Consider the following 25,366-nt stretch of genomic DNA (forward strand, 5'->3'; position numbering starts at 1 on the left):
AAGGGGCAACAGCGATATTCGCAGTGAATATTAAGCGGATTCTAAAGCTCCTAAATGAAAAAGTGTAAAAGAAGACAAAGAAAAAGGTGACATTTTCATCAAATTTAAGACGGAATGTCACCTTTTTTTATTAGCTCAAAATGAAAAGTTAAAAAAACGTAAGTTTTTCAGTGCCCTCCGCTTTAGCGCCGAGGAGGCTCCCCGGCACGCCCGCGGAAAGCGAGCGCCTGGAGCGGAAATCAACAACCAAACTTAAAAAATCTAAAGAATAAAAAATAATCTTTTTAGGAGGTATTTTTGATTAAGTGGAGAAATTACCTTAAAAAGGTTGCAAAAAATTCTATTATGTTATACATTTTCCAACATAAGTTAAAATACTTTTTATTACAACATCATGAAAAAAAACGAATAGAATAAAAAAATTTAAATACTATGTTAACTAACATATATTCAAAAATTTTGGGATAAGGCAGTTTTGTAAAGTATTTTCTCCGGTTAAAAGTGTAAAAACTTGTATGTAGGAAAACTTCTCAAATGGTAAGCATCTTAGAATCAGGCTTTTGCCGCATTCAAGGCGCTTTCACACTTTCCCTCTTAAGGAGGATTTAGAATGGCAGCAGAATATCTAGTAATTGTTGAGTCGCCTGCAAAAGCGAAAACAATAGAGCGCTATTTAGGAAATAAGTATAAAGTAAAGGCTTCAATGGGACATGTCCGCGACTTACCGCGCAGTCAAATGGGAGTTAATGTTGAAAATAGTTTTGAACCAAAATATATTACCATCCGCGGCAAGGGTCCTGTCTTAAAAGAATTAAAAACAGCGGCCAAAAAGGTAAAAAAAGTCTATCTCGCAGCCGACCCGGATCGTGAAGGAGAAGCAATTGCCTGGCATTTAGCTCATAGTTTGGATGTCGATGTACATTCCGATTGCCGAGTGGTTTTTAATGAAATAACCAAGGATGCGATTAAGGAATCTTTCAAACATCCTCGTCCTATTAACATGGATCTAGTTGATGCTCAGCAGGCCCGGAGGATTTTAGACCGATTAGTTGGTTATAACATCAGTCCACTTTTTTGGAAAAAGGTGAAAAAGGGGTTAAGTGCTGGTCGTGTACAATCTGTGGCAGTTCGGTTGATTATCGATCGTGAAAAGGAAATAAAAGATTTTACCCCCGAAGAATATTGGACCATTGAGGGTGAGTTCTTAAAGGGCAAGGATCAATTCAGCGCTTCTTTTCATTCTATAGTTGGACAGGAAAAAAGTGAATTAAAGTCAGAAGCGGATGTTCAGGCAGTCTTAAAGGAAATGAAGGATAATAAATTTAGTGTGGTTTCGGTGAGTAAAAAGGAACGCCGCAGAAACCCGGCCCCTCCTTTTATTACTTCATCGCTTCAACAGGAAGCAGCCAGAAAGCTAAATTTCCGTGCCAAGAAAACGATGATGCTTGCCCAGCAATTATATGAGGGGATTGAGCTTGGCAAGGAAGGGACTGTGGGTCTCATCACTTATATGAGAACCGATTCTACTCGAATTTCAGATGTAGCTCAAGGAGAGGCTGCGAGCTACATCACCGCAGAATTCGGAGAAGAGTATTTGAAGAATGAACAAAGAAAAGAAAAAAAACAAGCGAACGCACAGGATGCTCATGAAGCGATACGACCAACAAGTATCTTACGTGATCCTGCTAGCTTGAAGGAATTTCTTTCCCGTGACCAGCTGCGATTATACAAGCTGATTTGGGAACGGTTCCTTGCCAGTCAAATGGCACAGGCTGTCATGGATACCATGAGTGTTGATCTACAAAATGGTAATGTTATTTTCCGGGCGACTGGCTCTAAAATTAAATTTCCTGGCTTTATGAAAGTTTATGTGGAAGGTACAGATGACCAAGTGGACGGTCCGAATAAAATGCTTCCAGACCTGAAAGAGGGGGATGAGGCGTTTAAGAAGGATATCGATCCTAAACAGCATTTCACCCAGCCGCCACCACGTTATACTGAAGCTAGACTTGTAAAAACCCTAGAGGAACTGGGGATAGGTCGTCCGTCCACATATGCACCAACATTGGATACGATTCAAAAGCGGGGTTATGTGGCGTTGGATAATAAACGCTTTGTACCAACAGAACTTGGTGAGATTGTTCATGAATTAATGGTGGAGTTTTTCCCAGAGATTCTCGATGTAGAATTCACCGCTAAAATGGAGCAGGGTCTAGATTACGTCGAAGAAGGCAAAGTAAGTTGGGTAAATGTAATCGATGAATTTTACAAGGACTTCGAGAAACATCTTGAAATTGCAGAAAAAGAAATGCAATCTGTCGAGATTAAAGATGAGCCGGCTGGTGAGGATTGCGAAAACTGTGGCAACCCAATGGTATTCAAGATGGGACGATATGGAAAATTTATGGCTTGCAGTAATTTTCCTGATTGCCGGAATACGAAAGCGATTGTGAAAGAAATTGGTGTCACATGTCCAACCTGTAAAGAAGGACAAATCATCGAACGGAAGAGCAAGAAAAGACGACTATTTTACGGCTGTACCAATTATCCGAATTGTGAATTTATCTCATGGGATAAGCCGCTTCCGAGGGCTTGTCCGAAATGTGAAGGCATGCTGATTGAGAAGAAATTGAAAAAAGGCGTCCAAGTGCAGTGTGTTAATTGTGATTATAAGGAAGAGCCGCAAAGCTAAGAGTGGGGGAAACTCCCACTCTTTTATTTTTTCTGAGAAATGTCTAGCTTCAGCGCCTAGAGGCTCGGGGTAATAAGCCAATCCGTCAAGAAGGCTAAAAAGCAGCCTTCTCGCCGGCTCGTCTTATTCCTGTCGCCTCTGTGCAAGGCGCTTCCGCTTTTCTTATAAACAAAAAACTTTTTTGTTCCTGAATCGTATAGTACAATGCAAGATGGACTTATTCTGAGGGTAAGGTATATTTATAGTACTTTTTAATCCAAAATGGTTAATAAGCATAAACAGGGAAAGTTTATTGAGGAGGTACTTAATTGAAAGATTTAACAATAAATGTAATTGGTGCAGGATTGGCTGGAAGTGAGGCGGCTTGGCAAATCGCAAAACGTGGGGTAAAGGTGAACCTTTATGAAATGCGACCAGTGAAGCAAACTCCTGCCCATCATACAGATAAATTTGCGGAGTTAGTTTGTAGCAATTCTTTACGCGCCAATAACTTAACAAATGCAGTTGGGGTATTGAAAGAAGAAATGAGAAAGCTTGATTCCGTCATTATTGCTGCCGCAGACGCTTGTTCTGTTCCAGCGGGTGGAGCCTTAGCAGTAGACCGCCATGAGTTTGCAGCGAAAGTAACCGATATGGTTAAAAATCACGAAAATGTCACCGTTTTTAATGAAGAAGTAACCGAAATTCCCGAGGGGATTACAGTCATTGCAACGGGTCCGCTAACGAGTGAAGCACTTTCAACGCAGTTGAAAAACTTAACTGGAGAAGACTATCTTTATTTTTATGATGCAGCAGCCCCAATTATAGAAAAAGAAAGTATTGATATGGACAAGGTTTATTTGAAATCCCGTTATGATAAGGGAGAAGCTGCTTATTTAAATTGTCCGATGACAGAAGAAGAGTTTAATACTTTTTATGAGGCTCTGATTTCAGCTGAAACAGCTCCTACGAAGGAATTTGAAAAAGAAGTATTTTTTGAAGGTTGTATGCCAATTGAAGTAATGGCTTCAAGAGGAAAGAAAACTATGCTTTTTGGACCGCTAAAGCCTGTAGGCCTTGAAGATCCGAAAACTGGAAAGAGACCATTTGCAGTTGTTCAACTTCGCCAAGATGATGCTGCAGGTACGCTTTTTAATATGGTTGGTTTTCAGACACATTTAAAGTGGGGAGCTCAAAAAGAAGTTTTCCAACTGATTCCTGGTCTTGAAAATGCCGAGATTGTCCGGTACGGCGTTATGCACCGAAACACGTTCATTAATTCGCCTAAGGTACTTAAGGCAACCTACCAATTTAAAAGCCGTGATGATTTATTTTTTGCTGGCCAAATGACTGGAGTTGAAGGGTATGTTGAATCTGCTGCAAGCGGCTTAATTGCTGGAATCAACGCGGCGCGATTAGCAGCTGGAATGGAGACGGTTGAGTTTCCGGCTGAAACTGCCATCGGTGGCATGGCGCGTTATATCACAACAACCAACCCGGATAATTTCCAGCCAATGAATGCAAACTTTGGTTTATTTCCAGAGCTTCCTGTGAAAATAAAAGGCAAACAGGAAAGGAATTTACAACATGCCAATAGAGCGCTAGAAACAATTCAGAACTTTGTGAAAGTTTTGTAAAATTCCTTGCAAGGGCTATGGAAGTGTGTTACGATTTAGTAGCCCTTGCCAGCTAAAATAGTATGTCAATTGTGAAGGTTTTATTAAACATATTAGTTGGGTGTTTACAAATAAAGAATCATTACGCAAAATGACAGTTGAACCATTAATAACTTGATTTCAGTAATATCGTTTTCTCAATAAAAGAGAAAGAGTAATAACCACTCGATTACATAGCACTTGACTTAATAAAACGGAATTAACTCCAAAAGGAGGAACAATGAAATGAATCAATTTCATGCAACTACAATATTTGCAATCCACCATAACGGCGAATGCTCAATGTCCGGTGATGGTCAGGTGACGTTTGGAAATGCTGTTGTGATGAAACACACTGCTAAAAAAGTAAGAAAGATATTTAATGGTAAAGTATTAGCGGGTTTTGCTGGGTCGGTTGCAGATGCATTTACTCTTTTTGAACTGTTTGAAGGAAAATTAGAGGAATATAATGGCAACCTTCAGAGAGCGGCAGTCGAGCTTGCTAAGGAGTGGCGAAATGATAAGATGCTCCGCAAGTTGGAAGCCATGTTAATTGTTATGAATCGTGAAAGCTTGTTACTAGTTTCCGGAACCGGTGAAGTGATTGAACCTGATGATGGGATTCTTGCAATTGGATCAGGTGGAAATTACGCATTGGCTGCAGGCCGTTCCTTAAAGAAATATGCAGGAGAGCACTTATCTGCAAAAGAAATTGCGAAAGCCTCATTAGAAATAGCTGCTGAAATATGTGTATATACCAACCACAATATTATCGTTGAAGAGCTGTAACGGGAAGGAGACGAAAAAAATGGTAAAAACAACTGATTTAACTCCTCGACAAATAGTTGAAAGACTTGATCAATATATTATTGGGCAAAAGGACGCAAAGAAAGCGGTTGCTGTTGCTTTAAGGAACCGTTACAGAAGAGGTCTTTTAAATGATAAACTTCGTGAAGAGATTATTCCTAAGAATATCTTGATGATTGGCCCAACAGGGGTAGGGAAAACCGAAATTGCCAGAAGGATGGCAAAACTGGTTGGAGCTCCATTTATTAAAGTGGAAGCAACCAAATTTACCGAAGTAGGGTATGTTGGTCGCGATGTAGAATCAATGGTTCGCGATCTTGCTGAGACCTCTGTGCGTTTAGTGAAAGAGGAACGGATGCAGAGCGTGAAAGAACGCGCAGAAGAAAATGCAAACAGCAGGCTTGTTGATTTGCTTGTTCCATCAGCTAAAAAAGCAACCAATTATAAAAATCCACTTGAAATGTTATTCGGCGGCGGTAATACTTCATCTGAACCTGATACACAGCAGGACGATTTTTCTGCACAGGAAAAACGAAAGATTGTGAAAGAAAAACTTGCTTTAGGACAATTAGAAGATGAAGTCGTTACAGTTGAAGTGGAAGAGCAAACTCCTTCCATGTTCGATATGCTCCAAGGTTCAGGGATTGAACAAATGGGAATGAACATGCAGGATGCTTTAAGCAGTTTTATGCCGAAGAAAAGGAAGAAAAGAAAACTTACTGTTCGTGAAGCTAGAAAGGTGTTAACAAGCGAAGAAGCTGCAAAGCTGATAGATATGGATGAAGTCTCTTCTGAAGCCATCTACCGTGCCGAACAAACTGGCATTATTTTTATTGATGAAATTGATAAAATTGCTAGTAAAAATTCAGGCGGATCATCAGCAGATGTTTCGAGGGAAGGTGTCCAACGGGATATCCTGCCAGTAGTAGAGGGCTCTACAGTTGTGACGAAACATGGTTCCATTAAGACTGATCACATTTTATTTATTGCGGCTGGTGCCTTTCATATTGCTAAACCTTCTGATTTAATTCCTGAGTTACAGGGGCGTTTTCCAATTCGCGTTGAACTAACAAAATTAACGGTTGACGACTTCTTTAGAATCTTAATTGAGCCAGATAATGCCTTAATTAAACAATATCAGGCGTTATTGGAAACGGAAGGTATACAAATTGAATTTTCTGACGATGCTATTCGTAGAATAGCTGAAGTAGCATTTGAAGTGAATCAAAATACTGACAATATTGGGGCTAGACGCCTTCATACGATACTTGAGAAGTTATTGGAGGATTTATCCTTTGAAGCCCCTGATATCACAATGGAGAAAATTACGATAACCCCTCATTATGTAAATGAAAAACTTGGTGCTATTTCGAAAAATAAAGATTTAAGTCAATTTATTCTTTAGGAGTGTCTTTTTCTTCGTTTTAAGAAATGCCATTCTTAAATAAATTCTAAATATCGGTTTACGTTATAACAAAAAACTTAATACTGGTTGTAGTCATTAGGAGGAAGAAACAAATGGATTTACTTACAAAAACTAGACGTATAAATGTTTTATTACAAAAAGCAGCGGGAAAACCGGTTAATTTCAAAGAAATGTCGGAAACATTAAGTGAAACAATTGAGGCTAATGTATACATTGTTAGCCGCCGCGGGAAGCTTTTAGGATTTTCGATTTATCAGCAAATTGAAAACGAACGTATTAAGAAAATGTTTGAGGATCGTCAATTTCCTGAAGAGTACTCAAAAGGTTTATTTAATATTCAAGAGACATCTTCAAATCTTGATATTGAAAGTCAATATACAGCTTTCCCAGTTGAAAATAGAGACTTGTTCAAAGAAGGTTTAACTACAATTGTTCCAATTATCGGGGGCGGGGAACGTCTTGGTACCTTAATCCTTGCAAGATTACAAGAAAAATTCCATGATGACGATCTAATCTTAGCTGAATATGGTGCTACAGTAGTAGGTATGGAGATTTTACGTGAAAAGTCTGAAGAAATCGAAGAAGAAGCAAGAAGTAAAGCTGTGGTGCAAATGGCAATCAGCTCATTATCATATAGTGAACTAGAAGCGATTGAACATATTTTTGAAGAATTGAATGGCCATGAGGGCTTATTAGTAGCATCAAAAATTGCTGACCGAGTGGGGATTACTCGTTCAGTGATTGTAAATGCACTTAGAAAGCTTGAAAGTGCAGGGGTTATTGAATCACGTTCACTCGGAATGAAAGGAACTTATATTAAAGTCCTTAACGATAAATTCCTAGTCGAACTTGATAAATTAAGACAACACTAAACACTTGATCCCCAGTTTGAGAGAATTGGGGATTTTTTATTTTTGGACTGTGTTAAAGAAGTGTTTTAATATTAATTTTGTTGATTGGAGCGGAAGGCGCTCGACTCCTGCGGGAGTAAGCGCCGAGGAGGCTCCCCGGCACGCCCGCGGGTAGCTTGACGCCTGGAGAGGAAATCAACAACTTAGTTATAACAGACAATTTTTTATAAAAGTATTTCTTGATTGTTATATTTACTTATGCTATATTATTTCATGGTGTTAATACACACGCTTGTTGATTTAAATGGATGGTGCTGTTTAACAGTTTCTATTTAAAAATGAGATAAGCGGAGGAAAACAAACCACTAGGAGGAAAAAACACATGTCAGTAATTTCTATGAAGCAATTGCTTGAAGCTGGTGTACACTTCGGACACCAAACTCGCCGTTGGAACCCTAAGATGAAGAAATATATCTTCACAGAGCGTAACGGTATCTACATCATCGACCTACAAAAAACAGTTAAAAAAGTGGAAGAAGCTTATAACTGGGTAAAAGATCTTGCTGGTAACGGCGGAACTATTCTTTTTGTTGGTACAAAGAAACAAGCTCAAGATTCTGTTAAAGAAGAAGCAGCTCGTTCTGGTATGTACTATGTTAACCAACGTTGGTTAGGTGGTACATTAACAAACTTCGAAACAATCCAAAAGCGTATTGGTCGCTTAAAAGATATCGAAAGAATGTCAGAAGACGGTACTTTCGAAGTATTACCTAAGAAAGAAGTTGTTCAACTTAAGAAAGAACAAGAACGTCTTGAGAAATTCCTAGGCGGAATCAAAGACATGAAACAACTTCCTGATGCACTATTCATCATCGATCCTCGTAAAGAACGTATCGCAGTTGCAGAAGCTAAAAAGTTAAACATTCCTATCGTAGGTATTGTTGATACTAACTGTGATCCAGATGAGATCGATGTTGTTATCCCAGCTAACGATGATGCAATCCGTGCTGTTAAACTATTAACTGGTAAAATGGCAGATGCAATCCTTGAAGCTAAACAAGGTGAAGAAGTAGCACAAGAAGCATAAGATCATGACTTATTCAAAAGGTGATAAGAGGGAGACCCTTTATCACCTTTTTTTAAGAAATGTTTATCTTGAGTATGAATGGCTAAGATATAGTATAGTACATAGTTTAAAGGAGGAAATTTAAATGGCAGTTACTGCTCAAATGGTAAAAGAACTTCGTGAAAAAACAGGCGCAGGAATGATGGATTGTAAAAAAGCACTTACCGCAACAGATGGTGATATGGATAAAGCGATCGATTTCTTACGTGAAAAAGGGATTGCAAAAGCTGCAAATAAAGCAGACCGTATTGCTGCTGAAGGGTTAACTTCAGTTGTTGCACAAGGAAACGAGGCAGTTATCCTTGAAGTGAACTCAGAAACAGACTTCGTTGCGAAAAATGAAGCTTTCCAAGCGTTAGTACAAGAGCTTGCTCAACACTTATTAAAAAACAAACCAGCTACTGTTGAAGAAGCTTCTGCTCAAACAATGGAAAATGGTGCAACTGTTGCAGACCACATTAACGCTGCAATCGCAAAAATCGGAGAAAAGCTATCACTTCGCCGTTTTGTAATTGTATCTAAGACTGACAGCGATGCTTTCGGTGCTTACCTCCACATGGGCGGTCGTATCAGCGTATTAACAGTACTTGAAGGTACTACTGATGATGCTGCTGCAAAAGATATTTCTATGCACATCGCTGCATTAAGACCAAAATATGTATCTCGTGATCAAGTTTCTGCAGAAGAAGTTGAACATGAGCGTCAAGTATTAACACAACAAGCACTTAACGAAGGTAAGCCAGAAAACATCGTGGCAAAAATGGTTGAAGGTCGTCTTGGTAAATACTTTGAAGATGTATGTCTTCTTGACCAAACTTTCGTTAAAAACCCTGATCAAAAAGTTCGTCAATTTGTTCAGTCAAAAGGTGGAACTGTACGTGAATTCGTACGTTACGAAGTAGGCGAAGGTATTGAAAAGAAAGAAGACAACTTCGCTGAAGAAGTTATGAACCAAGTAAATAAAAAATAAGTCAAATATTCTCTAGCGTAAAAACACATGCTTAAAGGGAATGTTACTGTAATAGGTTATTAAATAGGGGACACAATGTGTTCCCTATTTTTAAAGGGAAATATCTAATAAAATAAAAATATTTAGCTCCAGCGTCTAGGGGCTCGAGGTCACAAGCCAATCCGACCAAAAGGTTAAAAAACAACCTTTCGTCCGGCTCGTCTTGTGCTTGTCGCCCCTAATCAAGGCGCTTGCGCTTTTAAAATTTACATACGGAGGTTTATATGAACGGTCCTAAGTATAAAAGAGTGGTATTAAAATTAAGTGGGGAAGCACTTGCTGGTGAGTCCAGTTTTGGTATTAAACCTTCTGTCATTAAGTCAATCGCGGAACAAGTAAAAGAAGTTGCAGAGCTTGGTGTTGAAGTCGCTGTGGTTGTTGGCGGAGGTAATATTTGGCGCGGCAAAATCGGCAGTGAAATGGGTATGGATAGAGCAACTGCTGATTATATGGGCATGCTTGCTACCGTTATGAATTCTTTAGCTTTACAAGATAGCTTAGAGCAATTAGGAATTCAATCACGTGTCCAAACATCCATTGAAATGCGTCAGGTTGCTGAACCATATATCAGACGCAAGGCGATGAGACACTTAGAAAAACAGAGGGTTGTTATCTTTGCAGCAGGTACAGGTAATCCTTACTTCTCCACAGATACAACAGCAGCATTAAGGGCAGCGGAGATTGATGCGGAAGTAATCTTAATGGCCAAAAACAATGTGGATGGTGTTTATTCTGCAGACCCAAGAATTGATCCAAATGCCACTAAGTATGAAGATCTTACTTTCTTAGATGTCATTAAAGAAGGCTTAGCCGTTATGGATTCAACTGCTTCTTCATTATGTATGGATAATGATATTCCATTGATTGTGTTCTCAATTATGGAACAAGGAAATATTAAAAGAGCCGTTATGGGTGAAAAAATTGGAACTATCGTTAGGGGGAAAAACTAATGCCGAAACAAGTCATTGCTTCAACAAAAGATCGTATGACAAAAGCAATTCAAGCCTATTCTCGTGAGCTTGCTACCATTCGTGCCGGACGCGCTAGTGCATCATTGCTCGATCGTATTACAGTTGATTATTATGGGGCACCAACTCCTGTAAATCAAATGGCGGGGATTACCACTCCAGAAGCTCGTCTACTCGTAATTCAACCGTATGATAAATCAATCCTTGGTGATATTGAAAAAGCGATTCTTAAATCTGATTTAGGATTGAATCCAACTAACGATGGCACCATTATTCGTATTGCTATTCCACAATTAACAGAAGAACGACGGAAAGAACTAGTTAAAGTAGTGAAAAAAGAATCAGAAGAAGCAAAAGTAGCCATCCGTAATATTCGCCGTGACGGAAACGATGATTTGAAGAAACTTGAGAAAAATGGTGAAATTACAGAAGATGCTCTTCGTGGCTACTCAGACGATATCCAAAAGCTTACTGATGAGTTTATTCAAAAAATTGACCAAATCACGAAAGATAAAGAAAAAGAAATTTTAGAAGTGTAAGAATGCTCATTATGAATTTTGATGAAAAAGCCCTCTTTCATAGGGGGTTTTTTCACTATTATTGGGATATAACTAGATTGTCCCTTAATATTTTCTGAACATTATTCTTAATTCCTGTTTTATTACATAAGTTTAAGTAGAGATATCTTTTAGTTTTTTTGGTATGATAATACTATCTATCCTAAAATTACTTTTACATATACGATTATGTGAATACATGATTTATTATCGGAGGAAATGATTAATTAATTTGAGGAGCAATGTTATGTTGAATAAATTTGGGCTTTGGAAGAAGCCGGCTAACTCTTCCACACTCCGAGATAAAATAGAAGAAATAAAAGAATCGCCTGTCCCAGAGCATGTAGCTATTATTATGGATGGCAATGGGCGCTGGGCAAAAAAGAGGGCCTTGCCGCGGATTGCAGGTCATCATGAAGGTATGAAAGTTGTCCGGAAGACTACTATGCTGGCAAATAAACTCGGGATTAAGACCTTAACCTTATATGCCTTTTCTACCGAGAATTGGAAACGACCTAAAAATGAAGTGGAATATATTATGAAGCTTCCGGAAGAATTTTTAGGTACTTTTCTTCCTGAACTAATTGAGAATAATGTTCAAGTAAAAATGATGGGATATCGAGATCAACTGCCTGCGCATACACTTAGAGCCATTGAGAGGGCAGTTGAGGATACAAAGGATAACTCAGGACTTGTACTAAATTTTGCCTTGAATTATGGCAGCAGGGCTGAAATACTCGATGCTGTAAAACAAATTATAATTGATAGTAAAAATGGCATACTGAAAGAGACAGACCTAAACGAACAAATTTTTTCCTCCTATTTAATGAGTTCCGAATTTCACGATCCGGACCTATTAATCCGAACAAGTGGTGAAATTCGTTTAAGCAACTTCATGTTATGGCAGTTAGCTTACTCGGAATTTTGGTTTACAGAAGTATTGTGGCCTGATTTTAATGAGGAATATTTCCTTAAAGCGATTGAGGCCTATCAAAAACGCCAGCGAAGGTTTGGCGGAATTTAAAGTTTCAAGTCATTACCTCTCTTTTAAGAACATAAAAGGTGTTGAACTAGTAGATGAAGCAAAGAATCATTACAGGAGTGGTAGCAGCGGCATTATTTTTGCCCATAGTATTTTACGGTGGACTTCCTTTTGTTCTGTTAACGTACATTCTTGCTACAATTGGTTTATATGAACTACTGAAAATGAAGAAATTGAGTATTTTCTCCATTAATGGACTATTATCGATGTTGTTTCTATGGGTCATTATTTTCCCTAGGCAATATCAACATATAATCTCCAGTTTCTTCTATTCGAAAACTGAAATAGCTATAATATGTATTTTATTGTTATTAGCCTATACAGTTGTGACCAAAAATCGTTTTACTTTTGAAGATGTGTCATTTTCAATCCTATCGGCCATTTACGTTGGAATTGGCTTTTACTTTTTTATTGAGACTCGACAAGCAGGTATTGTCTATGTTTTTTATTCTCTATTTCTTATTTGGGCAACAGACTCTGGCGCTTATTTTGTCGGAAAAGCGATGGGGAAAAACAAGCTTTGGCCGGAAATTAGCCCTAATAAAACCGTTGAAGGATCACTAGGCGGTGTCATTTGTGCTGTCATTGTGGGTGTTTTATTCTCATTATTTTCGACCACCATTCCGGCCAGTCTTGTTACAATGATGGGAATAACGGTTGTGCTTTCTGTTTTTGGACAAATCGGCGACCTTGTTCAATCGGCCTTTAAACGTCATTTTAATGTAAAGGATTCTGGGAACATTTTGCCTGGACATGGCGGCATTCTTGATCGCTTTGACAGCCTATTATTTGTATTGCCATTATTACATTTATTCCATCTTTGGACATAGGTTGAGTGCTTGTTTAAGAAAAGGAATAGTTTAAAGTACTTAGAGAATTGTCCAGCTTCAGCACCCAGCGACTAGTGTACTTCGCTAAACGGGCGCTTCCGCTTTTCTGATTAGGAGTTGAATTATTTGAAGATCATTAGTTTATTAGGTGCAACAGGATCGGTCGGAATCCAAACGACCGATGTAATCCGTGAGCATCCGGCAGAATTTCAATTAGCTGCTTTTTCGGTAGGGAAAAATATAACATTAGCTAGGCAGTTGATAACCGAATTTAAGCCAGAGCTAGTTTCTGTGCAAGAAGCAAGTGATTGTGCTGCATTAAAAGTGGAATTTCCGCAGACTAAATTTACTTTTGGCAGTGAGGGCTTAATCGAGGTTGCCGTTTTTGAAAAATCAGAAATCCTCGTCAATGCTGTCCTTGGCAGTGTAGGTCTGCAACCTACATTACAAGCTATTGAAGCAGGGAAGGTTATTGCAATAGCCAATAAAGAAACATTAGTCACAGCAGGGCATTTAGTGGTAGATGCTGCAAAACGAAATAATGTACCGCTTATCCCGGTTGACAGCGAACATTCAGCCATTTTCCAGGCATTGCAAGGGGAAAGGGCTAAAAATATTGAAAGATTAATTTTAACAGCTTCAGGCGGAAGTTTTCGTGACCGAACTCGTGCCGAATTAGAGCATGTTACAGTTGAAGAGGCCTTAAACCATCCAAACTGGTCTATGGGGGCGAAAATTACTATTGATTCCGCGTCCATGATGAATAAGGGCTTGGAGGTTATTGAAGCACATTGGTTGTTTGAAGTCCCATTTGAAAAAATAGATGTTTTACTTCACAAAGAAAGTATTATTCATTCAATGGTAGAATTTCACGATTCCAGTATCATAGCTCAACTGGGAACTCCAGATATGAGAATACCCATCCAATATGCGCTTACCTATCCAGACCGCATGCCTCTTTTGAGTGCTAAACGGTTGGATCTAGCAAGTGTCGGCAAACTGCATTTTCAGGAAATGGATTTAAAACGGTTTCGATGCTTAGATTTTGCCTATCAGGCCGGAAAACAAGGCGGAACAATGCCAACCGTTTTAAATGCAGCCAACGAAGCAGCAGTAGCTGCATTCTTAAAGGGTCAAATTAGGTTCTTGCAGATTGAAGATTTAATTGAGAAAGCATTAAATAAACATCAAGTTATCGAGAATCCAAGTTTAGATTTAATTGAAGAAGTTGACAAAGAGACTCGACAGTTTGTACACTCACTTCTATAGGAAAGAAACTTCCCTATCCTGAAAAAAGGTGGTTTTATCATTGAGCACAGTTATTGCCTTCATCGTGATTTTTGGAGCCCTGGTATTCTTTCATGAATTAGGTCATTTCGTTTTCGCGAAAAGAGCAGGTATTCTCTGTCGTGAATTTGCAATTGGGATGGGACCCAAGGTGTTTTCTCATAAAAAAGGAGAAACGACCTATACAATCCGTCTGTTACCAATCGGTGGATTTGTTCGAATGGCCGGTGAAGACCCGGAAATGATTGAAATTAAACCTGGTTACCGAATTGGACTTATCTTTAATAAACAAGAAAGCATCGAAAAAATTATTTTAAATAATAAAGAGAAATATCCTCAATGCCGGATTGTTGAAGTTGAATATGCTGATATAGAGAAAGATCTTATCGTCAAAGGATACCCTGAGGACGACAACGAAAACTTAAAATTATTCCAAATTGATCCTAAAGCAGTTATTGTCGACAATGGCATTGAAACACAAATTGCTCCGGTTAACCGTCAATTTGGTTCCAAAACATTACCACAAAGATTTATGGCAATCTTTGCGGGCCCAATGATGAACTTTGTTTTAGCATTTGTTGTGTTTATTATCATTGCTTTATTACAAGGTGTTCCGTCGAATGAACCTAAATTGGGTGTCATTACCCCAGACGGAGCAGCTAAATCAGCTGGTTTGCAACAAGGGGATATGGTAGAAAGTATTAATGGTTCGGAAATTTCTACATGGGCAGATGTGGTCGAAATTATTCGCAAAAACCCAAATCAAAAACTTGATTTCTCGGTCCTTCGCAACGGCAAGGAGAAAGAAATCCAAGTGACTCCGATCGAAAAGACAGTTGATGGGCAAAAAATGGGGATTATTGGTGTTTACAGCCCTGTGGTAAAATCACCAATTCAAGCGGTAAAATCTGGGTTTACGGAAACCTATTTCTGGACAAAGCAAATTTTTGTAATGCTAGGTAAGTTAGTTACCGGTCAATTTTCAATAAATGCATTATCTGGACCGGTTGGAATATATAAGTCTACAGATGAAGTAGCAAAATCGGGAATCTATTACTTAATGAAGTGGGCTGGTATTTTAAGCATCAACTTAGGAATCATGAATTTACTTCCAATTCCTGCTCTTGACGGCGGAAGGTTAATGTTCTTTGCGGTTGAAGCGGTAAGAGGGAAACCAATAGACCGGCAAAAGGAAGGAATGGTCCATTTCATTGGCTTTGCGCTCCTTATGCTGCTTATGTTGGTAGTTACCTGGAATGATATCCAACGATTTTTCCTATAAATCAATATAAAAATTTGTTACTTTAATAAGGATCGCTGATGCGGTCCTTCATTTTTTTGGGAACAAATAGTATTGTCGAAAAAAGACGATTACGATTATCATATGATATAATTAAATTTTGAAATAGATATAAATAATAGTTTTAATAGATGGGAGAGAGACGATGAGCGAACATGCCTTAGGCAATAAAGAGCGATTCAAACTCTTGCTCCAGCAGCTGCAATTGCTAGAAGATGCTGTAGTAGTACATTTCCAAAATGCAGAAATTGAAAGACTTTTGGTGGAAAAGAAAGAGCGGAAGTGGCACTTTCAATTTTTATTTGAAAAGATCATTCCCTTTAATGTATATCTTAAGTTTACAACACAACTTGAAAGAACATTTTCTAATATCGCCGCCATTTCCTATAATATCAAAGTATCAAATCAATCTTTTACTCCTGAATTACTTCTAGAATACTGGAATTATTGTATCCAACAAATTGACGGTATAGCGCCACCGCTTATAAAACTTTTAAATGAACAAATCCCTGAGACCAGTGGGAATAAACTTACGGTTACTGTTCGAAATGAAGCAGAAGGTCTTGCTTTAAAACGTAAGTATGGCCCGATTATAGGGGATATTTATCAATCCTTTGGTTTTCCTCTCTTAGCCATTGATACTGAATTAAAAAGTGAAGATACAAATGATGAATATCAGCAATTTCTACTTGCAAAGCAGAAAGAAGATCAAGAGCGTGCCCAAATGGCCGTGGTAGAGATGCAAAAGAAAGAAGCCGATAAGAGTCAAAACGGTGGAGAGGTTCCTTCAGGGCCGCTTAGCATTGGTTTAACTATTAAAGATGACAGCGAGCTTCGCAGTCTGATTGAGATTGTCGATGAAGAAAGACGAGTCGTTGTGGAAGGCTATATCTTTGATGCTGAAATAAGAGAGTTGCGCAGCGGGCGTTCACTTTTAACCTTTAAAATAACAGATTACACAAGTTCAATCATTGTAAAAATGTTCTCACGGGATAAAGAAGATGCTGCCCTTTTCCAACTGGTCAAAAAAGGTTTGTGGGTAAAGGTTCGGGGAAGCGTTCAGATGGATACCTTTGTTCGTGACCTAGTGATGATCTGTAATGATATTAATGAAATAAAACCTGCTGGTCGGAAAGATACCGCACCGGAGGATGAAAAACGTGTGGAGCTCCATCTTCATACGCCTATGAGTCAAATGGATGCTGTTACCCCCGTAAGTGCCCTTATTGCTCAAGCAAAAAAATGGGGTCATAAAGCCATTGCTGTAACCGATCATGCCGTAGCCCAATCATTCCCTGAAGCTTATGGGGCAGGGAAAAAGAATGATATTAAAATTCTATACGGTGTTGAGGTTAATCTAGTCAATGATGGGGTGCCGATTGCTTATAATGATGCCCATCGATTGTTGGCAGAGGATACATTTGTTGTATTTGACGTCGAGACAACAGGACTATCCGCTGTCTATGATACAATCATCGAGCTCGCAGCGGTTAAGATTCAAAATGGGGAAATTGTTGACCGGTTCGAATCATTTGCAAATCCACATCAGCGGCTTTCGGCTACCATTATTAACTTAACGGGCATTACCGATGACATGCTTATAAATGCTCCTGAAGTCGGTGATGTGATTAAGAATTTTTATGACTGGGTCGGAGATGCTGTATTGGTTGCCCATAACGCTTCCTTTGATATGGGATTTTTAAATGTAGCTTATAAGCAAATCGGCTTAGAAAAAGCAAAAAATCCTGTTATTGATACCTTAGAATTAGGCCGGTTTTTATACCCTGAAATGAAAAATCATCGTTTAAATACATTAGCCAAAAAATTTGATATAGAATTAACCCAGCATCACCGCGCCATTTACGATACAGAAGCAACAGGGTATCTGCTTTTGAAAATGTTAAAAGATGCTTTGGAGAAAGGTATCGAATATCATGATGAATTCAACGATAACATGGGTAAAGGAAATGCCTATCAACGTGCCCGTCCATATCACTGTACCCTTTTAGCACAGACAGAAGCAGGTTTGAAAAACCTTTTCAAACTTATTTCAATTTCACATATTGAATATTTTTACAGAGTACCAAGACTTCCGAGGTCAGTTCTGCAAAAATACCGTGAAGGCATTCTCGTTGGATCTGCTTGTAATAAAGGTGAAGTGTTTGAAGGCATGATGCAAAAATCGCCTGAAGAGGTAGAAAACTTTGCGGGCTTTTATGACTATCTTGAAGTCATGCCAAAAGAAGTGAATGCTCCATTAATTGAAATGGAACTGGTACGTAACGAGAAAGCGATGGAGGATATCATTGGCAAGATTGTAGCCCTTGGTGACAAATTGGGAATTCCAGTTGTGGCGACAGGTAATGTTCATTATTTAAATGAAAATGATAAAATTTATCGAAAAATTTTAGTTAACTCCCAAGGCGGGGCAAACCCGTTGAACAGGCATGAACTACCCGATGTTCACTTTAGGACAACAAATGAAATGCTTGATGCCTTTTCATTTTTAGGTAAAGAAAAGGCAAAAGAGATTGTGGTCACCAACACTAATAAAATTGCGGATATGATTGATGTCATTAAGCCGATTAAAGACGATCTATATACACCTAAAATCGAAGGTGCAGACGAAGAAATGCGTGAAATGAGTTATGCAATGGCACGCAGTATATATGGTGATCAGCTTCCAGAAATAGTCGAAGCAAGGCTAGAAAAAGAATTAAAGAGTATTATCGGACACGGGTTTGCCGTTATTTATTTAATTTCACATAAACTAGTTAAAAAATCACTTGATGATGGTTATCTCGTTGGTTCACGTGGATCCGTCGGTTCATCTTTAGTTGCTACCATGACGGAAATTACGGAAGTAAATCCACTTCCGCCGCATTATGTATGCCCAACCTGTAAGCACTCTGAGTTCTTTAATGATGGATCCGTCGGTTCAGGATTTGACTTACCTGATAAAGACTGTCCAAATTGTGGAGAAAAATACCGTAAAGATGGCCATGATATTCCTTTCGAAACCTTCCTAGGTTTCAAGGGGGACAAGGTACCCGATATCGATTTGAACTTTTCCGGAGAGTATCAGCCGCGTGCGCATAACTACACGAAAGTTCTTTTCGGAGAGGAATATGTATATCGTGCCGGCACCATTGGTACAGTAGCAGATAAGACGGCTTTCGGTTATGTTAAAGCCTATCAGCAGGATAATAACCTGCAAATTCGCGGGGCAGAAATTGAAAGACTTGCATCCGGTTGTACGGGGGTAAAAAGGACAACAGGTCAGCATCCAGGGGGAATTATTGTTATTCCAGACTATATGGATGTTTATGACTTTACCCCGATCCAATTCCCGGCAGATGATCGAAATTCAGAATGGAAGACCACTCATTTTGATTTCCATTCCATCCATGATAATGTCTTAAAGCTTGATATACTCGGGCACGACGACCCGACCGTTATCCGGATGCATCAGGATCTTAGCGGTATTGATCCTAAGACGATCCCGACAGACGACCCAGAAGTCATGAAAATTTTTAGCAGCACAGAATCGTTAGGTGTAACTGAACAACAAATTATGTGTAAAACTGGTACACTCGGGATTCCGGAATTTGGTACCCGATTTGTTCGTCAAATGCTAGAAGATACGAAACCGACGACTTTCTCGGAACTAGTGCAGATTTCCGGTTTATCACATGGTACAGACGTATGGCTTGGGAATGCCCAGGAATTAATCCATAATAATATCTGTAACTTAAGTGAAGTTATTGGTTGTCGTGATGATATCATGGTGTATTTGATTTATCAGGGACTTGACCCATCGTTTGCCTTTAAAATTATGGAGTCTGTTCGTAAAGGGAAAGGGTTAACGGAAGAAATGGAAGCGGAAATGCGCAAGAACGAGGTGCCGGAATGGTACATTGATTCTTGTAAAAAAATCAAGTATATGTTCCCGAAAGCTCACGCCGCTGCCTACGTTTTAATGGCTGTTAGGATTGCGTATTTTAAGGTACATCTTCCACTTCTTTATTATGCTGCCTATTTCACGGTTCGTGCAGAGGATTTTGATATTGAAGCCATGTCACGCGGTTCAGAAGCGATACGGGCTAAACTAGAAGAAATCAATGCAAAAGGTCTTGAGGCATCAAATAAAGAGAAAAACCTGTTAACCGTTTTAGAACTTGCACTTGAAATGACGGAAAGAGGTTTTAGCTTCCAAAATTATGATTTATATAAATCAGCTGCCTCTGAATTTATAATTGAAGGGAATACGTTGATTCCACCATTTAATTCGATACCTGGATTAGGAACCAACGCTGCTTTTAACATTGTGAAAGCAAGGGAAGAAGGAGAATTCCTCTCAAAAGAAGACCTGCAACAACGCGGTAAGGTATCAAAGACCATCCTTGAATATCTAGACAAACAAGGCTGTCTTGCAGCACTGCCTGAACAGAACCAGCTTTCACTGTTCTAATTTGTCGATCGGCCCTCTGCAAGGCGCTTCCGCTTTTGGACATCCAGCTGCAGCGCCTAGGGGCTCGAGTCATAAGCTTATCCAGTTGCGGCTCCTTGGGACTCCAAGTATAAGCCACCCCCTGAAGAAGGCAAAGAGCGCCTTCTTGTAGGGTGCATCTTATACTTAGGTCCCAGGACAGTCGCCTCCACATTTAAATCAATCCGTCGAGAAGGTTAAACAACAACCTTCCCGCCGGCTCGTCTTATGCTGGTCGCCCCTGAACAAGGCGCTTCCGCTTTTCTAGTTTGCATATAAACTATGGTTATGGTATAGTTTTATTGGAAATACTAAGAAATACTCTCGAGTTTAAGAGTGGGGAAACCCACTCTTTCGTTATGTAACCAAGCTGCTTAGTGCATCTTGGTTTTGTTTACTATTGTTTTTTAGTGTTACATGATAAAACTTTCCGTGAACTACATAGAATTTGGGTGGAATAATAAGAAAAGGAGGTAAAGCATGAGCAATGTGACGGAAGTTGTAGAAGAGCTGGCTGCACCAATTTTTCAAGAACTTGGATTAGAATTAGTGGAAATTGAGTATGTGAAGGAAGGAAAAAGCTGGTTCCTTCGCGTATATATCGATAAGGATACAGGTGTTGATATCGAGGATTGCGGCTTGGTGAGTGAACGGCTGAGTGAGAAATTGGATGAAGTGGATCCCATTCCACATAACTATTTTCTAGAGGTGTCTTCCCCAGGGGCAGAGCGGCCATTGAAAAAAGCTAAAGATTTTGAAAAGGCCATCGGTAAAAATGTATTTATCAAAACTTATGAGCCAATCGAAGGCGAAAATAAGTTCGAGGGCAAATTAGTTGAATTCAATGGTGAACACGTCATCGTTGAGATCAAGATTAAAACTCGTAAAAAGTCGATTGAAATTCCATTTGAAAAGGTAGCAAGTGCACGTTTAGCAGTGACCTTTTCATAGGTAAAGATAAATTAACAAAGATTAGGGGGATACAAGCAAATGAGCAGCGAATTATTAGATGCTCTTTTAATACTGGAAAGAGAGAAAGGTATTTCCAGGGATATTTTAATAGATGCCATCGAAGCAGCACTAATTTCAGCATACCGCCGAAATTTTAATCAGGCTCAAAATGTCCGCATCGATTTAAATTTAGGAACTGGTTCTATGCGTGTTTTTGCACGAAAAGAGGTAGTTGATCAGGTTTTTGACCCACGTCTGGAAATTTCTTTAGAAGATGCCCAGCGGATTAACCCAAATTATCAAGTTGAAGATGTTGTCGAAATGGAAGTAACACCAAAGGACTTCGGCAGAATAGCGGCACAAACGGCGAAACAGGTCGTTACACAGCGTGTAAGAGAAGCAGAACGCGGCATTATTTATTCTGAATTTATTGACCGTGAAGAAGATATTATGACTGGTATTGTCCAAAGACTTGATTCAAAATTCATTTATGTGAGTCTTGGAAAAATCGAAGCATTATTACCAGTAAATGAACAAATGCCAAATGAACGGTACAAGCCGCATGATCGCATTAAGGTATTTATCACAAAGGTTGAAAAAACAACAAAAGGTCCACAAATTTTTGTATCTCGTACACATCCAGGACTATTAAAACGTCTTTTTGAGATAGAGGTACCGGAAATTTATGATGGTACGGTTGAAATTAAATCAGTTGCCCGTGAAGCAGGGGATCGTTCGAAGATTTCGGTTCATTCCGATAATTCAGAAGTGGACCCGGTTGGATCTTGTGTTGGTCCAAAAGGAACCCGTGTTCAAGCTGTAGTAAATGAATTAAAGGGCGAAAAGATTGATATCGTTAAGTGGTCTGATGATCCAGTCGTGTTTGTTGCCAATTCACTTAGCCCATCGAAAGTGCTTGATGTAATGGTTAATGAAGCGGACAAAGCAACGACAGTGGTTGTTCCTGATTATCAACTTTCATTGGCTATTGGTAAACGGGGACAAAATGCTCGTCTAGCCGCAAAATTAACTGGTTGGAAAATTGACATTAAGTCAGAAACGGATGCACGCGAACTTGGAATTTATCCACGGGAAGAAACGATCCGACTTTTCGACGATCAAGTCGAAAATGATTTTGATTTTGAAGAAGAGTTAGATGACTAGGTGAGGTGAATGGCGGAGTGAACATGAAGAAAAAAGTTCCTATGCGCAAATGTGTAGCTACCGGTGAAATGAAACCGAAAAAAGAACTCGTTCGCATCGTTCGTTCAAAAGAAGGGGAAGTATCGATCGATTTGACTGGAAAGAAATCCGGCAGAGGTGCATACCTTTCAAAGAACAAAGAAGCTGTACTTTTAGCCAAGAAAAAAAACACCTTATCTAACCACTTAGAAGTACCAATAAATGATTCCATCTATGAAGAACTACTAGAGTTAATAGAGAAGGAGAACTGACTATCCAAATGAAGGACAATCAATGGATGTCATTGCTTGGCTTAGCCAATCGAGCGCGTAAAATCATATCAGGTGAGGAACTTGCCGTTAAAGAGATTCGCAACAATAAGGCAAAACTCGTTTTATTAGCCGCAGATGCATCTGCAAATACAACTAAAAAAATTACAGATAAATGTAATTCTTATCATGTGCCTTTAAAAATGGTAAAAGATCGTCATCTTCTTGGTCAGGCAATTGGCAAAGAAGCCCGCGTTGTTGTAGCTGTTATGGATGATGGATTTGCAAAGAAATTGGTAACGTTGCTCGATTAAATCTAGCGGGGGTGAAACAAATGAGTAAAATCCGTGTTTATGAATACGCAAAAAAACACAATATTTCAAGCAAAGAAATTATTAATAAATTAAAAGAAATGAATATCGAGGTATCCAATCATATGGCAACAATAGAAGATGCAGATGTAATAAAACTGGATGCCACATTTAACAATAAGGCAGCAGGTGCTAGTACTTCACAGCCCAAACAACAAAATAATGGGCAGCAAAATCGTAACAATAATAATAATAACCGTCCAGCGGGATCGCAAAATCGCCAAAATCAAAGACCGGCTCAAAGCGGTCAAAAACCTCAAGTACAGGCCAAATCACCTAAAGCATTTGAGGAAGCTGCTGATAATAACACAGCACCTAGCAAGGTAAAAGTTGTCTCACCACCAAAGAAGGTGGAAGGCAATAAGCAAAACAAAGAATATCAAAGCAAAGAGAATAAAGTGTTTAGTAATGCTGATAAAGCTAAGTCTAAGCCTTATAATAACAACCAAAATCGAAACAATAACAATAATAATAATAAAAAGAAGAAGACCCACACGCCAGTTCAACAATCACAGCCTGTAAAGAAAAAGGAAAAAGAGCTTCCAGCTAAAATTACTTTTAGTGAATCTTTAACGGTTGGAGAACTAGCGAAAAAAATCTATCGTGAACCTTCAGAAATCATTAAAAAGCTCTTTTTACTCGGTGTAATGGCTACTATCAACCAGGTACTTGATAAAGATGCAATTGAATTAATTGCGGGTGAGTATGGTGTTGAAGTAGAAGAAGAAATCAAAATTGATACAACCGATCTTGAAGTGTATTTTACAGAAGATGCTGCGGAAGAATTAGTGGAAAGACCTTCGGTTGTAACGATTATGGGACACGTTGACCATGGTAAAACAACATTACTTGATTCTATTAGGAATACAAAGGTGACCGAAGGTGAAGCTGGAGGAATTACACAGCATATTGGTGCGTACCAAGTGGTAGAAAACGGCAAGAAAATAACCTTCTTGGATACACCTGGACACGCAGCTTTTACAACCATGCGTGCTCGTGGTGCTAAAATTACCGATATCACCATTCTTGTAGTTGCAGCCGATGACGGTGTAATGCCACAGACCGTAGAAGCGATTAACCATGCAAAAGCTGCTGAAGTGCCAATTATTGTCGCTGTGAATAAAATGGATAAAGAAGCGGCAAATGCGGACCGTGTTATGCAAGAATTGACTGAACATGGATTAGTATCAGAAGCATGGGGTGGGGATACTATTTTTGTACCTCTATCCGCAAAAACAGGAGAAGGTATCGATAACCTGCTTGAAATGATTCTCCTTGTTAGTGAGGTAGAAGAATACAAAGCAAATCCTAACCGTAATGCGGTAGGAACCGTTATTGAAGCCCAATTAGATAAAGGTCGCGGTTCTGTTGCAACATTATTAGTCCAAAATGGTACACTAAGAATAGGTGACCCAATCGTTGTAGGGAATACCTATGGACGTGTCCGTGCGATGGTTAATGATAAAGGTCGCCGTGTGAAAGAAGCTGGACCATCTATGCCAGTTGAAATCACAGGCTTGAATGATGTACCGCAGGCGGGGGATCGTTTCGTCGTATTTGAGGACGAAAAAACAGCCCGTCAAATCGGAGAAGCACGTGCCCAAGTAGCACTAGTTGCCCATCGCGGTGAAAAATCAATTGTCAGCTTGGATAATCTTTTTGAGCAGTTGAAGCAAGGCGAGATGAAGGATCTAAACATTATCTTAAAAGCTGATGTTCAAGGTTCCGCAGAAGCCGTGGCAGCATCCTTACAGAAAATTGATGTAGAAGGCGTTAATATTAAAATCATTCATAATGGTGTTGGTGCTATTAATGAATCCGATATTACCCTTGCCGCAGCGTCAAATGCTATTGTCATTGGTTTTAACGTTCGTCCGGATGTGAATGCGAAACGTGCGGCTGAAGCTGAAAAAGTCGATGTCCGTCTGCACCGGATTATTTATAAAGTAATCGAAGAAATTGAAGCAGCGATGAAAGGGATGCTTGACCCTGAATTCCAAGAAAAAATTATTGGTCAGGCAGAAATTCGCCAGACCTTTAAGGTATCAAAGGTTGGTACCATTGCTGGTTCATATGTAACTGATGGTAAGATCACACGTGACAGCGGAATTCGCTTAATTCGAAATGGTGTTGTTATTTTTGAAGGGCAAATCGATGCCTTAAAACGCTTTAAAGATGATGCGAAAGAAGTTTCACAAGGTTACGAATGTGGTATCACTATTAAAAACTTCAATGATGTTAAAGAGGGAGATATCATTGAAGCCTTTGTGATGGAAGAAGTCGAGCGTAAATGATAGTCGGCGTAGCCGAATGTGAATGCCTAATCTATGATGCCCACTCTTTAAAAGAGAAACGAGCGGTATTGCAGCGAATCATCACCCGCCTCAAGCAGCGATTTAATGTATCTGTTGCAGAAGTGGATTATCAAGATGTCTGGCAACGAACGAAAATTGCCATTGCGGCTGTAACCTCCTCACGGGCATCCACAGAAAAGGAATTACAAAATGCATTAAAACTAATTGACTCTTTTCCAGAAATAGAAAGAACGATCACCGAGATAGAATGGCTTTAAGTT

20 protein-coding genes are annotated in these 25,366 nt (G+C 39.2%); all 20 read left to right on the forward strand.

From position 1 onward, the window contains the following. Window positions 1-610 precede the first annotated feature (610 nt). On the forward strand, window positions 611-2,692 hold the full coding sequence (topA, locus tag JOC76_RS22185; RefSeq protein ID WP_205180958.1) for a type I DNA topoisomerase: 2,082 nt from the start codon (window positions 611-613) through the stop codon (window positions 2,690-2,692). Between the two features lie 308 nt (window positions 2,693-3,000). After that, on the forward strand, window positions 3,001-4,308 hold the full coding sequence (gene trmFO / locus JOC76_RS22190) for an FADH(2)-oxidizing methylenetetrahydrofolate--tRNA-(uracil(54)-C(5))-methyltransferase TrmFO (protein WP_205180959.1): 1,308 nt from the start codon (window positions 3,001-3,003) through the stop codon (window positions 4,306-4,308). A gap of 264 nt (window positions 4,309-4,572) precedes the next feature. Beyond that, a complete protein-coding gene (hslV, locus tag JOC76_RS22195) occupies window positions 4,573-5,115 on the forward strand; it encodes an ATP-dependent protease subunit HslV (RefSeq protein ID WP_205180960.1) in 543 nt (180 codons plus the stop codon). Between the two features lie 19 nt (window positions 5,116-5,134). Then, window positions 5,135-6,538 (forward strand): ATP-dependent protease ATPase subunit HslU, encoded by a 1,404-nt coding sequence (hslU, locus tag JOC76_RS22200; RefSeq protein ID WP_205180961.1) that lies wholly within the window; start codon window positions 5,135-5,137, stop codon window positions 6,536-6,538. Window positions 6,539-6,651: 113 nt separating this feature from the next. After that, window positions 6,652-7,431 (forward strand): GTP-sensing pleiotropic transcriptional regulator CodY, encoded by a 780-nt coding sequence (gene codY, locus JOC76_RS22205; RefSeq protein ID WP_205180962.1) that lies wholly within the window; start codon window positions 6,652-6,654, stop codon window positions 7,429-7,431. 361 nt (window positions 7,432-7,792) lie between these two features. Beyond that, window positions 7,793-8,497, forward strand: a complete 705-nt coding sequence (gene rpsB, locus JOC76_RS22210) for a 30S ribosomal protein S2 (protein WP_098528709.1) — start codon at window positions 7,793-7,795, stop codon at window positions 8,495-8,497. 124 nt (window positions 8,498-8,621) lie between these two features. After that, entirely contained in the window at window positions 8,622-9,506 is an 885-nt protein-coding gene (tsf, locus tag JOC76_RS22215; protein WP_205180963.1) for a translation elongation factor Ts, read from the forward strand. A 263-nt stretch (window positions 9,507-9,769) separates the two neighbouring features. Continuing rightward, complete coding sequence (gene pyrH / locus JOC76_RS22220) at window positions 9,770-10,495, forward strand: UMP kinase (RefSeq protein ID WP_205180964.1); 726 nt, start codon at window positions 9,770-9,772, stop codon at window positions 10,493-10,495. Continuing rightward, entirely contained in the window at window positions 10,495-11,052 is a 558-nt protein-coding gene (gene frr / locus JOC76_RS22225) for a ribosome recycling factor (RefSeq protein WP_205180965.1), read from the forward strand. Before pyrH ends, frr begins: the two co-directional genes overlap by 1 nt. A 265-nt stretch (window positions 11,053-11,317) precedes the next feature. Then, the gene (gene uppS, locus JOC76_RS22230; RefSeq protein ID WP_205180966.1) at window positions 11,318-12,094 is read left to right on the forward strand and encodes an undecaprenyl pyrophosphate synthase; all 777 of its coding nucleotides are present in this window, start codon (window positions 11,318-11,320) and stop codon (window positions 12,092-12,094) included. 53 nt (window positions 12,095-12,147) lie between these two features. Further along, window positions 12,148-12,942, forward strand: a complete 795-nt coding sequence (locus JOC76_RS22235) for a phosphatidate cytidylyltransferase (protein ID WP_205180967.1) — start codon at window positions 12,148-12,150, stop codon at window positions 12,940-12,942. A 126-nt stretch (window positions 12,943-13,068) separates the two neighbouring features. Next, a complete protein-coding gene (gene dxr / locus JOC76_RS22240) occupies window positions 13,069-14,211 on the forward strand; it encodes a 1-deoxy-D-xylulose-5-phosphate reductoisomerase (protein ID WP_205180968.1) in 1,143 nt (380 codons plus the stop codon). A 40-nt stretch (window positions 14,212-14,251) separates the two neighbouring features. Then, window positions 14,252-15,511 carry an RIP metalloprotease RseP gene (gene rseP, locus JOC76_RS22245; RefSeq protein WP_205180969.1) on the forward strand — a complete coding sequence of 420 codons (1,260 nt, stop codon included), beginning with the start codon at window positions 14,252-14,254 and terminating at the stop codon, window positions 15,509-15,511. A 163-nt stretch (window positions 15,512-15,674) separates the two neighbouring features. Next, on the forward strand, window positions 15,675-20,000 hold the full coding sequence (locus JOC76_RS22250; RefSeq protein ID WP_205180970.1) for a PolC-type DNA polymerase III: 4,326 nt from the start codon (window positions 15,675-15,677) through the stop codon (window positions 19,998-20,000). A 498-nt stretch (window positions 20,001-20,498) separates the two neighbouring features. After that, a complete protein-coding gene (gene rimP / locus JOC76_RS22255; RefSeq protein ID WP_205180971.1) occupies window positions 20,499-20,969 on the forward strand; it encodes a ribosome maturation factor RimP in 471 nt (156 codons plus the stop codon). Window positions 20,970-21,008: 39 nt separating this feature from the next. Further along, window positions 21,009-22,133, forward strand: coding sequence for a transcription termination factor NusA (gene nusA / locus JOC76_RS22260; RefSeq protein ID WP_205180972.1), 1,125 nt, complete (start codon window positions 21,009-21,011; stop codon window positions 22,131-22,133). Window positions 22,134-22,150: 17 nt separating this feature from the next. Next, a complete protein-coding gene (gene rnpM, locus JOC76_RS22265) occupies window positions 22,151-22,423 on the forward strand; it encodes an RNase P modulator RnpM (RefSeq protein ID WP_205180973.1) in 273 nt (90 codons plus the stop codon). A gap of 8 nt (window positions 22,424-22,431) precedes the next feature. Next, window positions 22,432-22,734, forward strand: a complete 303-nt coding sequence (locus tag JOC76_RS22270; protein ID WP_205180974.1) for a YlxQ family RNA-binding protein — start codon at window positions 22,432-22,434, stop codon at window positions 22,732-22,734. A gap of 20 nt (window positions 22,735-22,754) precedes the next feature. Continuing rightward, entirely contained in the window at window positions 22,755-25,085 is a 2,331-nt protein-coding gene (gene infB / locus JOC76_RS22275) for a translation initiation factor IF-2 (protein ID WP_205180975.1), read from the forward strand. Continuing rightward, a complete protein-coding gene (locus JOC76_RS22280; protein ID WP_205180976.1) occupies window positions 25,082-25,363 on the forward strand; it encodes a DUF503 domain-containing protein in 282 nt (93 codons plus the stop codon). The genes infB and JOC76_RS22280 overlap by 4 nt, the downstream gene beginning before the upstream one ends. Window positions 25,364-25,366 lie beyond the last annotated feature (3 nt).

This window comes from Neobacillus cucumis (assembly GCF_016908975.1).
Classification (GTDB): Bacteria; Bacillota; Bacilli; order Bacillales; family Cytobacillaceae; genus Neobacillus; species Neobacillus cucumis.

Bases quoted from the DNA above. Each gene is read 5' to 3' on its own strand.
- codY (WP_205180962.1), top strand. From the start codon at position 6,652: ATGGATTTACTTACAAAAACTAGACGTATAAATGTTTTATTACAAAAA.
- uppS (WP_205180966.1), top strand. From the start codon at position 11,318: ATGTTGAATAAATTTGGGCTTTGGAAGAAGCCGGCTAACTCTTCCACA.
- frr (WP_205180965.1), top strand. From the start codon at position 10,495: ATGCCGAAACAAGTCATTGCTTCAACAAAAGATCGTATGACAAAAGCA.
- rimP (WP_205180971.1), top strand. From the start codon at position 20,499: ATGAGCAATGTGACGGAAGTTGTAGAAGAGCTGGCTGCACCAATTTTT.
- JOC76_RS22235 (WP_205180967.1), top strand. From the start codon at position 12,148: ATGAAGCAAAGAATCATTACAGGAGTGGTAGCAGCGGCATTATTTTTG.
- nusA (WP_205180972.1), top strand. From the start codon at position 21,009: ATGAGCAGCGAATTATTAGATGCTCTTTTAATACTGGAAAGAGAGAAA.
- tsf (WP_205180963.1), top strand. From the start codon at position 8,622: ATGGCAGTTACTGCTCAAATGGTAAAAGAACTTCGTGAAAAAACAGGC.
- JOC76_RS22270 (WP_205180974.1), top strand. From the start codon at position 22,432: ATGAAGGACAATCAATGGATGTCATTGCTTGGCTTAGCCAATCGAGCG.
- pyrH (WP_205180964.1), top strand. From the start codon at position 9,770: ATGAACGGTCCTAAGTATAAAAGAGTGGTATTAAAATTAAGTGGGGAA.
- hslU (WP_205180961.1), top strand. From the start codon at position 5,135: ATGGTAAAAACAACTGATTTAACTCCTCGACAAATAGTTGAAAGACTT.
- hslV (WP_205180960.1), top strand. From the start codon at position 4,573: ATGAATCAATTTCATGCAACTACAATATTTGCAATCCACCATAACGGC.
- infB (WP_205180975.1), top strand. From the start codon at position 22,755: ATGAGTAAAATCCGTGTTTATGAATACGCAAAAAAACACAATATTTCA.
- JOC76_RS22280 (WP_205180976.1), top strand. From the start codon at position 25,082: ATGATAGTCGGCGTAGCCGAATGTGAATGCCTAATCTATGATGCCCAC.
- JOC76_RS22250 (WP_205180970.1), top strand. From the start codon at position 15,675: ATGAGCGAACATGCCTTAGGCAATAAAGAGCGATTCAAACTCTTGCTC.
- topA (WP_205180958.1), top strand. From the start codon at position 611: ATGGCAGCAGAATATCTAGTAATTGTTGAGTCGCCTGCAAAAGCGAAA.
- rpsB (WP_098528709.1), top strand. From the start codon at position 7,793: ATGTCAGTAATTTCTATGAAGCAATTGCTTGAAGCTGGTGTACACTTC.